Annotated in this window: 9 protein-coding genes; 7 read left to right on the top strand and 2 right to left on the bottom strand. The window is 51.1% G+C overall.

Translation table 11 applies throughout. The features are described from left to right. The first annotated feature begins 165 nt into the window (after positions 1-165). On the top strand, positions 166-1635 hold the full coding sequence (gene lysP, locus OGX99_RS16520; protein ID WP_003027419.1) for a lysine-specific permease: 1470 nt from the start codon (positions 166-168) through the stop codon (positions 1633-1635). A gap of 63 nt (positions 1636-1698) precedes the next feature. Here lysP and OGX99_RS16525 read toward each other — a convergent pair whose 3' ends face one another. After that, positions 1699-3684: a ligand-gated channel protein gene (locus OGX99_RS16525; RefSeq protein ID WP_151219839.1), complete on the bottom strand. Its 1986-nt coding sequence runs from the start codon at positions 3682-3684 to the stop codon at positions 1699-1701. Between the two features lie 279 nt (positions 3685-3963). Continuing rightward, positions 3964-4800 (bottom strand): S-formylglutathione hydrolase, encoded by an 837-nt coding sequence (fghA, locus tag OGX99_RS16530; protein WP_151219834.1) that lies wholly within the window; start codon positions 4798-4800, stop codon positions 3964-3966. A 321-nt stretch (positions 4801-5121) separates the two neighbouring features. Between fghA and folE the strand changes: the two genes are divergently transcribed. The 6 genes from folE (at position 5122) to mglC (ending at position 12041) form a co-directional block, all read left to right on the top strand. Beyond that, positions 5122-5790, top strand: a complete 669-nt coding sequence (gene folE / locus OGX99_RS16535; RefSeq protein ID WP_003027410.1) for a GTP cyclohydrolase I FolE — start codon at positions 5122-5124, stop codon at positions 5788-5790. Between the two features lie 14 nt (positions 5791-5804). Further along, on the top strand, positions 5805-6962 hold the full coding sequence (gene yeiB / locus OGX99_RS16540; protein WP_151224729.1) for a DUF418 domain-containing protein YeiB: 1158 nt from the start codon (positions 5805-5807) through the stop codon (positions 6960-6962). A 144-nt stretch (positions 6963-7106) separates the two neighbouring features. Continuing rightward, complete coding sequence (galS, locus tag OGX99_RS16545) at positions 7107-8129, top strand: HTH-type transcriptional regulator GalS (RefSeq protein WP_151219832.1); 1023 nt, start codon at positions 7107-7109, stop codon at positions 8127-8129. Positions 8130-8424: 295 nt separating this feature from the next. Beyond that, complete coding sequence (gene mglB, locus OGX99_RS16550; protein ID WP_003027399.1) at positions 8425-9423, top strand: galactose/glucose ABC transporter substrate-binding protein MglB; 999 nt, start codon at positions 8425-8427, stop codon at positions 9421-9423. Between the two features lie 71 nt (positions 9424-9494). Beyond that, positions 9495-11015: a galactose/methyl galactoside ABC transporter ATP-binding protein MglA gene (gene mglA / locus OGX99_RS16555; RefSeq protein WP_005129207.1), complete on the top strand. Its 1521-nt coding sequence runs from the start codon at positions 9495-9497 to the stop codon at positions 11013-11015. Between the two features lie 15 nt (positions 11016-11030). After that, positions 11031-12041, top strand: coding sequence for a galactose/methyl galactoside ABC transporter permease MglC (mglC, locus tag OGX99_RS16560; RefSeq protein WP_003027393.1), 1011 nt, complete (start codon positions 11031-11033; stop codon positions 12039-12041). The last annotated feature ends 52 nt before the right edge of the window (positions 12042-12093 follow it).

Raw genomic sequence — 12093 nt, forward strand, 5'->3', positions numbered from 1 at the left:
CATAATGGCGGTTACGTTTTAACCGCCTTGCACCCTCTGTTTTCTGCTTTACTTATAATCCGCGGCCAGTCATGAAGGTCTCTTATAACAGCGCATTTGTGCCGGAAGAATGCCGTTTCGTCTGCTACAATCGCGCCTCATTTTTTGGATGGATAGCATTTTCACATGGTTTCCGAAACTAAAACCACAGAAGCGCCCACGCTACGTCGTGAACTGAAGGCGCGTCACCTGACGATGATCGCCATTGGTGGTTCCATCGGTACGGGTCTTTTCGTTGCATCTGGTGCAACCATTTCTGCGGCGGGTCCTGGCGGCGCGCTGTTTTCCTATATTCTGATTGGCCTGATGGTGTACTTCCTGATGACCAGTCTCGGTGAACTGGCTGCCTACATGCCGGTTTCCGGCTCGTTCTCCACCTACGGTCAGAACTATGTAGAAGAAGGCTTTGGTTTCGCGCTGGGGTGGAACTACTGGTACAACTGGGCAGTAACGATTGCCGTTGACCTGGTGGCCGCACAGTTGGTAATGAGCTGGTGGTTCCCGGACACGCCGGGCTGGATCTGGAGCGCGCTGTTCCTCGGCGTTATTTTCCTGCTGAACTACATTTCCGTTCGCGGATTCGGTGAGGCGGAATACTGGTTCTCACTGATCAAAGTGACCACCGTCATTATCTTCATCGTGGTTGGCGTGATGATGATTTTCGGTATCTTCAAAGGCGCTCAGCCAGTGGGCTGGAGCAACTGGACGACCGGTGATGCACCGTTTGCCGGTGGTTTTGCTGCGATGATTGGCGTGGCGATGATCGTTGGCTTCTCCTTCCAGGGAACTGAGCTGATCGGTATCGCGGCAGGCGAATCTGAAGATCCTGAGAAGAATATCCCACGTGCGGTCCGTCAGGTGTTCTGGCGAATCCTGCTGTTCTATGTGTTCGCGATTTTGATTATCAGCCTGATCATTCCGTACACCGATCCGAGCCTGCTGCGTAACGATGTGAAAGACATCAGCGTTAGCCCGTTCACGCTGGTATTCCAGCATGCGGGTCTGCTGTCTGCGGCGGCGGTGATGAACGCAGTTATCCTGACGGCAGTGCTATCTGCGGGTAACTCCGGGATGTATGCCTCCACGCGTATGCTTTACACCCTGGCATGTGACGGCAAAGCGCCACGTATTTTCGGTAAACTGTCTCGTGGCGGCGTACCGCGTAACGCGCTGTATGCGACCACCGTGGTGGCGGGGCTGTGCTTCCTGACCTCGATGTTTGGCAACCAGACCGTATACCTGTGGTTGCTGAATACCTCCGGGATGACGGGCTTTATCGCCTGGCTGGGGATCGCCATTAGCCACTATCGCTTCCGTCGCGGTTATGTGCTGCAAGGTCATGATGTGAAAGATCTTCCGTATCGTTCTGGCTTCTTCCCGCTGGGGCCGATCTTCGCCTTTGTGCTGTGCCTGATTATTACCCTCGGTCAGAACTACGAAGCGTTCCTGAAAGACAGCATTGACTGGGGCGGCGTGATGGCTACCTATATCGGTATCCCACTGTTCCTGATTATCTGGTTTGGCTATAAGCTGACGAAAGGAACCCATTTTGTTCGCTATAGCGAAATGAAATTCCCGGGCCGCGTGAAGAAATAACAATATAAAAAGCATGACAAAACCCCGGCATGGTGAGTGCCGGGGTTTTTTATTGCGCCAGACTTAGAAGCTGTAAGTCAGGCCAACCGTGTAACGACGACCATCGAGGACGGTGTCGTAGGTATCGTAATCGATTTGCTTATCCAGCACGTTATACACGCCGGCAGTCATCAACAGATCCTTGGTGGCATAGTAGCGTAAACCCACATCGACTTGGGTATAGGACGGCGTGCCCTGCGCCATAGAAGTACGGCTCAGGTATTCAGACGTTTTCCCGCGCAGATTCAGGCGGCTCCAGAAACCGAGATCCTGCGTGGCCTGCCAGTCCAGCGTGGTGTTGAACATATGCTTTGGCATTTTGTTCAATGGCTGGCCGGAGAACTGACCGCTTTTCTGCTCAGATTCCGTGTAGGTGTAGTTCGCCGTCCAGTTGACGTCGGAGGTTATTTTCCAGCCGAAGGTGGATTCTACGCCGCGCATATTAGCTTTATCGACGTTAACGCGATCGCTGACGAAGTCATAAGTGGTATTGCCGATAGTACAGGCCGGGTCGGAACTGCTGTTACAGCGACGCACCTCGGTGATTTTGTTTTTGAAGTCGGTATTGAACAGGGTGACGCCTGCGTTGAGGTTGTCGCCGTTATCCCACAGTAAGCCGATTTCTTCGCTGAGGCTTTTCTCCGGCTTCAGGTCTGGATTGCCGACAATGATTCCGTTCAGACGTCCGCCGCCGGTGACCTGTCCCCAGTTTGCTGATGACTGGCGCAGGTCTGGCGCACGGTAGCCCGCCGAAACGCCGCCTTTTAAGGTCCATTGATCGCTCAGATGCCATACGCCATAGCCGCGCGGCGTCCAGTTGTCACCGTAGTTTTCATCTTTATCCATACGCAGACCACCGGTCAACGTAAAGGTATCGGTAACGGCCCATTCATCTTCAGCAAACAACGCCCAGCTCCAGCGGGTCAGTTTGTTCAGCCCATCAGCAGCTTGTAGCTGATTCCCGTTATCACGCAATTTCTCATAACGGTATTGCCCGCCTAACGTCAGGGTGTGCGCCCCGAGGAAGACCTGATTCTGGTTATTGAAAATCGTGTTGTAAGACTTCATCTGGCGACCCGGGTTTTCGCTCTCTTCCTGCTGGACATAGCTGGTGGAGTTGAAGTCGTCGTAATAACCACTGTGGGTTAAGGAATAGGTCGTGTGTACATACTTGCTTTCGCTTTTACTGTTGGGCTTACAGCTTCCGTTGCGGCAGTTTTCCTCAGCCATAGATTTGCCCGGCGTACTGTCGCGGTCTTGCAATTCACGAGCGTAATCGAAGTCGACGTCATTTTTATCATCTGGCGTAAAGTTCAGGGTTAACCCTCCGTTACGCATACGCTGTTCATTGTAGCCATTGAGGATTTTATCTTCCGCCCGATGGGAGAATAACCCGGTCACCTTCGCACCAAGTAATCCGTCAATCAGTGGCCCGGACGCATAGGCGTTGGTCTGGTAAATATCGCCGGAGTCTCTGTCCTCCTGGAACGTGGCGTCGCCGTGCAGAGAGCCGGTCCAGGCTTTGGTATTCGAGACTTTCTTGGTGATGACGTTAATGACGCCGCCCATCGCATCGGAACCATACAGGGACGACATCGGGCCACGGATGACTTCAATACGCTCGATGGATTCCAGCGGCGGCAGCCAACCTTGCTCAATACCTGAATTGTCGCTGTTCGGGCGTGTGCCGCGGGTGCTGATGCGTTTACCGTTGACCAGGAAGAGCGTGTATTGCGAAGCCATACCGCGAATACTGATGTCGCTGCTGCTCCCCCCGCCGGTGACGACGACGCCAGGGACATCTTTTAGCGCATCGGTGACATCGCGATAGGCTTTATCTTCGATCTGCTGCTTGGTAATAACAGATATCGACGCCGGAGCATCCTGTATTTTCTGCTCAAAGCCGGTAGCGGTTACTACCACGGTGTCTTGTTCTGCGGCATGGCCGAGTGATGGGAGACTGGCGACGCATACTGCGGCAGCTACAGCCTTAACGTGAGGTATAGTCATTTGTATCATTCCATTTAAATGAATCAAACTGCGCGTCATGTGAAAGGCCATGACAATTGTATGTATTTGTCTTTTAAGGACTCTTTTCAGTAAAGAAGCGGGGTGATTGTACAAAATCATTAATATTTGTAAACACAAATGATAATAGAAATCATTTGTGTTTAATGTGATTTTCAGGAAAAAGTTCTTCTGTTCAATGAGATAGCGATGAAATAAAAAGGAGAGAAAGTGAAGGAATGATGGAGAAATGAAGAGGGCTGTGCCGCCCTCAATCAGGCGTTACTTCAGCAAATACTGGGCGTGGAATCGCAGGTGATCCTCGATAAACGACGCAATAAAGTAATAGCTGTGATCGTAACCCGGCTGGATGCGTAAGGTCATTGGCCATGCGGTCTGACGTGCTGTTTCGGCCAGTACCGCGGGCTGCAACTGATCGGCAAGAAACTGATCGCTATCACCCTGATCAATCAGCGTTGGAATCGCATCTGCGGGCTTGCTGGCCAGCATTAACGCGCAACTGTCCCACTCAGCCCATTGCGATTTATCTTCACCCAGATAAGCGCTAAAAGCCTTCTCGCCCCAGGGAACGCGGCAAGGATTTACGATCGGCGCAAAGGCGGAAACACTGGTGTATTTCCCGGGATTTTTCAGCGCCATAATTAATGCGCCGTGACCGCCCATAGAATGCCCGCTGATCGCGCAGCGATCGCTGACGTTAAACTGAGACTGAATCAGTGCCGGCAGTTCGTCACGCAGATAGTCATACATGCGAAAATGGCTTGCCCACGGCTGCTGGGTGGCATTAAGGTAAAAACCGGCTCCCTGACCTAAATCGTAACCCTCATCGTTGGCAACCTGCTCGCCACGCGGGCTGGTGTCCGGCATCACCAGGACTATACCCAGTTCAGCCGCGATGCGTTGCGCCCCGGCTTTCGTCGTGAAGTTTTCATCATTGCAGGTCAAACCTGACAGCCAGTACAGCACCGGAGGCGGGGCGTTATCGCGGGGTGGGGGAAGAAAAATACTGAAGGTCATAGCGCAATTTAGCGTGGCGGAGTCGTGACGCCAGCGTTGCTGCCAACCTTCAAAACAGCGGTGCTCTTCAAGCATTTCCATGCGTGGCTCCTTGTTGTGTTGAACCTGAATGTGTTTGCGAACTCACCATAATACAGATTATTCATTGCACCGTGAGTAACTTTCACTTCCGCATTGAGCAAACATACTTCATCATCTATATAACTTTACATTAACACTCGATATCACCGGGCTAAACAGTAAGTGAAATTGCTACGCTGAAAGGCTGTGCCAATTTCAATAATTATCGCGGTGAATACTGGATTATGTGCGCCGCCTCACGCACAATGTTCTGGCTGTGACACAGCCTAAAAACTTTGCCCCATGCAGGGCAGAGGCGCCCCACCTGCAGGAGAAGAAGAAATGTCATCACTCAGTAAAGAAGCGGCCCTGGTTCATGAAGCGCTGGTGGCGCGTGGTCTTGAAACACCACTGCGCCCGCCCGTGCAAGAGATGGATAACGAAACGCGCAAACGTCTGATCTCAGGTCATATGACCGAGATTATGCAATTGCTCAACCTTGATTTGAGCGATGACAGTTTGATGGAAACTCCGCATCGCATTGCGAAAATGTATGTTGATGAGATTTTCTCCGGCCTCGATTACGCCAACTTCCCGAAAATCACCGTCATTGAAAACAAAATGAAGGTGGATGAGATGGTCACGGTCCGCGATATCACGCTGACCAGCACCTGCGAACACCACTTTGTCACTATCGATGGCAAGGCGACAGTGGCGTACATCCCGAAAGATTCGGTCATTGGTCTGTCGAAGATTAACCGCATTGTGCAGTTCTTCGCTCAGCGTCCGCAGGTACAGGAACGCCTGACTCAGCAAATTCTCACTGCGCTGCAAACGCTGCTCGGGACGAACAATGTAGCAGTGTCGATTGATGCGGTGCATTACTGTGTGAAAGCGCGCGGCATTCGTGATGCGACCAGCGCGACCACGACCACGTCTCTTGGCGGATTGTTTAAGTCCAGCCAGAACACGCGTCAGGAATTCCTGCGCGCAGTACGCCACCACAACTGATCGGGGCAGGGACCATGGAGCGTAATGTCACGCTGGATTTTATTCGTGGCGTCGCCATCCTGGGTATCCTGCTTCTCAATATTAGCGCCTTTGGCCTGCCAAAGGCGGCATACCTCAATCCCGCGTGGTATGGCAACATCACCTTATCCGACGCCTGGACCTGGGCGCTGCTCGATCTCTTTGCGCAGGTAAAATTCCTCACGCTTTTTGCGCTGCTGTTCGGTGCTGGTCTGCAAATGCTGCTCCCACGCGGTAAACGCTGGATCCAGTCGCGGCTTACGCTGCTGGTGCTATTGGGTTTTATTCACGGTTTACTCTTCTGGGATGGCGATATTCTGCTGGCATATGGCTTAATCGGCCTGATTTGTTGGCGGTTGATCCGTGATGCGCCGTCGGTAAAAAGTTTATTTAATACCGGCGTGCTGCTTTATCTGGTGGGCGTTGGCGTACTGCTGCTGCTGGGCGTGATCTCCGGGAGTGAGACCAGCCGCGCCTGGACACCGGATGCTTCAGCGTTGCTGTATGAAAAATACTGGAAGGTGAACGGCGGAATGGAAGCAGTCAGCAATCGCGTGGATATGATGTCCAATAGCTTGCTGGCGTTGGGTGCGCAGTACGGCTGGCAACTGGCGGGGATGATGCTGCTCGGCGCAGCATTAATGCGCAGCGGCTGGCTAAAAGGACAGTATAGTTTGCAGCACTATAGACGTACCGGCGTGCTGCTGATCATTACAGGGATGGCGATTAACCTGCCTGCTATCATCGCTCAGTGGCAACTGGACTGGGCCTACCGCTGGTGTGCTTTCCTGTTACAAGCTCCGCGAGAGCTGGGCGCGCCGTTGCAGACCCTTGGTTACGCAGCGCTGATGTTCGGTTTCTGGCCGCAGCTTAGCCGCTTAAAATGGGTCATTGCCATCGCCTGCGTGGGGCGCATGGCGCTAACCAACTATCTGTTACAGACCTTAATCTGTACCACGCTGTTTTACCAGGCGGGCTTGTTTATGAAATTTGACCGGCTGGAGCTGCTGTATTTCGTCATTCCGGTCTGGGCCGTAAATCTGCTGTTCTCCGTCATATGGCTACGTTTTTACCGGCAGGGCCCGGTTGAGTGGTTGTGGCGCCAATTAACTCAGCGTGCGGCGGGGACGTCATTGCCTCGTACATCCAGATAACGATCTGGATCACATTCGTTAACAAAATGGATGTAAGCGCTTTCATTCCTGTGACCTCACTCACGCAGCCCATTTCATTGTGCTGACAAAATATCCAGCCTGGGGTGTCTGCGGTTAACCGCAATCTAAAACAGGGCAGTGAATATGGTAACCATCCGTGATGTGGCACGGCAGTCTGGCGTTTCGGTCGCGACCGTTTCCCGCGTACTGAATAACAGCGCGCTGGTGAGTCCCGATACGCGTGAAGCGGTAATGAAGGCGGTCACTCAGTTGGGCTATCGACCAAATGCCAACGCGCAAGCGCTGGCGACGCAGGTGAGCGACACAATTGGCGTTGTGGTCATGGATGTTTCAGACGCATTTTTTGGCGCGCTGGTAAAAGCCGTGGATATGGTTGCCCAACAGCATCAGAAGTACGTCCTGATTGGCAACAGCTACCATGAGGCTGAAAAAGAACGCCACGCCATTGAAGTGTTGATTCGTCAACGCTGTAACGCACTGATTGTTCACTCTAAAGCACTGAGCGATCGGGAGCTGGCTGAGTTTATGGATCAGATCCCTGGCATGGTGCTGATCAACCGCCTGGTGCCGGGTTACGCCCATCGTTGCGTCTGCCTGGATAACATCAGCGGTGCCAAAATGGCGACCCGCATGTTGCTTAATAATGGTCATCAACGCATCGGGTATCTGGCATCAAGCCACCGCATTGAAGATGATGCCATGCGTAAAGAGGGATGGTTAAGCGCCCTGAATGAGCAGGGGATAGTGGCGGCAGAAAGCTGGGTCGGCACCGGTTCGCCCGATATGCAGGGCGGAGAATCTGCGATGGTGGAACTGCTGGGGCGCAATTTACAACTAACGGCGGTGTTCGCCTACAACGACAATATGGCTGCCGGCGCGCTGACCGCGCTAAAAGATAACGGTATTGCTATTCCATTACACCTTTCAATCATTGGCTTCGATGATATTCCCATCGCACGTTACACCGATCCGCAACTGACCACCGTGCGTTATCCCATTGCCTCAATGGCAAAAATGGCGACGGAGCTCGCGTTACAAGGGGCGGCAGGTACGTTAGATCCGCAGGCGACGCATTGCTTTATGCCGACGCTGGTACGTCGCCATTCAGTGGCGCTGCGGCAGAATGCGGCATCGATCACTAACTAATAACTCAGCGCGATGTAACCGCTTTCAATATGTGAGTAAATTCACAGTATATTAACAATGCGATAGCTATGATGACACTGTTTGTTGCGCTGTAACTACTATGTAACGGTGAATAATCACTTTCATCGAGGTATAGCTGCCTTAAACAACTAATAAAGCCTGTTTTTGGAGCGTTGCCAGACACGGAAGAAATATTTTTAAAAGTGAGCTTCGGCGTTCAGTAACACTTCAGTAACGTTCTGCCTGCCGAGCATTTATCTCAAGTACTACCCTGCATATTAAAACCGGAGATACCATGAATAAGAAGGTGTTGACCCTGTCTGCTGTAATGGCAAGCATGTTATTCGGCGCGGCTGCGCACGCTGCTGATACCCGCATTGGTGTGACTATCTATAAGTATGACGATAACTTTATGTCAGTAGTACGTAAGGCTATTGAAAAAGATGCCAAAGCGGCGCCAGATGTACAGTTGCTGATGAACGACTCGCAGAACGACCAGTCCAAACAAAACGATCAGATCGACGTGCTGCTGGCAAAAGGCGTTAAAGCACTGGCGATTAACCTGGTTGACCCGGCAGCGGCAGGCACGGTCATTGAAAAAGCACGCGGGCAGAACGTACCGATCGTGTTCTTCAACAAAGAACCTTCTCGCAAGGCGCTGGACAGCTATGACAAAGCGTATTACGTCGGTACTGACTCTAAAGAGTCCGGTATTATTCAGGGTGATTTGATTGCTAAACACTGGGCAGCTAACCCGAACTGGGACCTGAACAAAGACGGCAAAATTCAGTTTGTTCTGCTGAAAGGCGAACCGGGACACCCGGATGCTGAAGCACGTACTACTTACGTGATTAAAGAGCTGAACGACAAAGGCATTAAAACTGAGCAACTGCAGTTAGATACTGCAATGTGGGATACCGCTCAGGCGAAAGATAAGATGGATGCGTGGATGTCCGGTCCGAACGCGAACAAAATCGAAGTGGTTATCGCCAACAACGATGCGATGGCAATGGGCGCAGTTGAAGCGCTGAAGGCACATAACAAAACCAGCGTACCGGTATTTGGCGTGGATGCCCTGCCTGAAGCACTGGCGCTGGTGAAATCTGGCGCTATGGCCGGTACCGTGCTGAACGATGCTAACAACCAGGCGAAAGCTACCTTTGATCTGGCGAAAAACCTTGCTGATGGCAAAGGTGCGGCTGATGGCACCAACTGGAAAATTGAGAACAAAATTGTTCGTGTTCCGTACGTAGGTGTTGATAAAGATAATCTGGCAGAGTTTACCAATAAGTAAATACTCCGTCTGTGGGCGCAATATCATTGCGCCCTTAATAACGCACTCTGCAAGGCCAACAAGGTATAATTATGGTCAGCACACATACTCAGTCGTCAGGCGAATACTTGTTGGAAATGACCGGCATCAACAAGTCCTTCCCCGGCGTTAAGGCTCTTGATAATGTCAATTTAAAAGTCCGCCCACATTCGATCCACGCCTTAATGGGGGAGAATGGTGCGGGGAAATCCACATTATTGAAATGTCTTTTCGGCATCTATCAAAAAGATTCCGGCAGTATTTTATTTCAGGGTAAAGAAATCGATTTTCATTCTGCTAAAGAAGCGCTTGAGAATGGTATTTCGATGGTACATCAGGAATTAAACCTGGTATTACAACGTTCTGTGATGGACAACATGTGGTTGGGACGCTATCCCACCAAAGGTATGTTTGTCGATCAGGAAAAAATGTACCGTGATACCAAAGCGATATTTGATGAGCTGGATATTGATATCGATCCGCGCGCACGCGTCGGCACATTATCCGTTTCACAAATGCAGATGATTGAAATTGCGAAAGCGTTCTCCTATGACGCCAAAATCGTCATCATGGATGAACCAACGTCATCGTTAACCGAGAAAGAAGTTAATCATCTGTTCACCATCATCCGTAAGCTGAAAGAACGTGGATGCGGTATTGTTTATATTTCTCACAAAATGGAAGAAATTTTCCAACTGTGTGATGAAATCACCGTGCTGCGCGACGGCCAGTGGATTGCGACCCAGCCGCTGGAAGGGCTGGATATGGATAAGATCATCGCCATGATGGTAGGGCGTTCACTGAACCAACGTTTTCCGGACAAAGAAAACAAGCCCGGTGAAGTGATTCTGCAAGTGCGTAACCTGACCTCGCTGCGTCAGCCGTCAATTCGTGATGTCTCGTTTGATTTGCACAAAGGGGAAATTCTCGGGATTGCTGGTCTGGTCGGCGCTAAACGTACTGATATCGTTGAAACGCTGTTTGGTATTCGTGAGAAATCATCGGGTACAATTACGCTACACGGCAAAAAAATTAATAACCACAGCGCAAATGAGGCCATCAATCATGGTTTTGCGCTGGTCACGGAAGAACGCCGCTCAACCGGTATTTACGCGTACCTGGATATTGGTTTTAACTCGTTAATCTCCAATATCCAAAACTATAAAAATAAAGTCGGTCTGCTGGATAATTCCCGCATGAAGAGTGATACCCAATGGGTAATTGACTCCATGAGGGTGAAAACGCCGGGCCATCGTACACAAATCGGTTCACTGTCTGGTGGTAATCAGCAAAAGGTGGTTATTGGCCGCTGGCTATTAACGCAGCCAGAAATTCTGATGCTGGATGAACCTACACGTGGTATCGATGTCGGCGCGAAATTTGAAATTTATCAGCTGATTGCCGAACTCGCGAAAAAGGATAAGGGGATTATTATTATTTCCTCTGAAATGCCGGAGCTATTGGGTATTACCGATCGTATCCTGGTGATGAGTAATGGTCTCGTTGCCGGGATTGTTGACACTAAAACGACAACGCAAAACGAAATCCTCCGTCTTGCGTCTTTGCACCTTTAAGATTAGGGGCTCCTCATGAGTGCGTTAAATAAGAAAAGTTTTCTTACTTATCTGAAAGAAGGCGGAATTTACGTTGTTCTTTTGGTTTTGCTGGCGATTATTATTTTCCAGGACCCCACTTTCTTAAGCTTACTGAACCTGAGTAATATTCTGACGCAATCTTCGGTGCGTATTATTATCGCATTGGGTGTGGCAGGGCTGATTGTTACCCAGGGGACAGACCTGTCTGCGGGACGTCAGGTTGGCCTTGCGGCGGTTGTGGCGGCAACCTTGCTGCAGTCGATGGAGAACGCCAACAAGGTGTTCCCGGAAATGGCGACGATGCCAATTATCGTGGTGGTGCTGATTGTCTGCGTGATTGGCGCCATTATCGGTCTGGTGAACGGTATCATCATCGCTTATCTGAACGTGACGCCGTTTATTACCACCCTGGGTACGATGATTATCGTTTACGGGATCAACTCCCTGTACTACGACTTCGTCGGCGCATCGCCAATTTCTGGCTTTGACAGCGGATTCTCAACCTTTGCGCAGGGCTTTATTGCGCTGGGCAGTTTCCGACTCTCCTACATCACCTTCTACGCGCTGATTGCCGTGGCCTTTGTATGGGTGCTGTGGAATAAAACCCGCTTCGGTAAGAATATTTTTGCTATCGGCGGAAACCCGGAAGCGGCGAAAGTGTCCGGGGTAAACGTTGCGCTGAACCTGCTGATCATCTATGCGTTGTCTGGCGTGTTCTATGCGTTTGGTGGTTTGCTCGAAGCCGGGCGTATCGGTTCGGCAACCAACAACCTCGGCTTTATGTATGAGCTGGATGCGATTGCCGCGTGCGTGGTTGGCGGCGTGTCGTTCAGCGGCGGGGTAGGGACCGTGTTTGGCGTGGTGACCGGTGTGATTATCTTCACCGTTATCAACTATGGTCTGACCTACATTGGTGTGAACCCTTACTGGCAGTATATTATCAAGGGCGGCATTATTATCTTCGCGGTCGCGCTGGACTCACTGAAGTACGCGCGTAAGAAGTAATCGTATAACGCAAAAAGCCCGGCACAGCGCAATCTGTACCGGGCTTTTTTGT

This window comes from Citrobacter sp. Cu096, from assembly GCF_030332285.1.
In the GTDB taxonomy this organism is placed as follows: Bacteria; Pseudomonadota; Gammaproteobacteria; order Enterobacterales; family Enterobacteriaceae; genus Citrobacter; species Citrobacter meridianamericanus.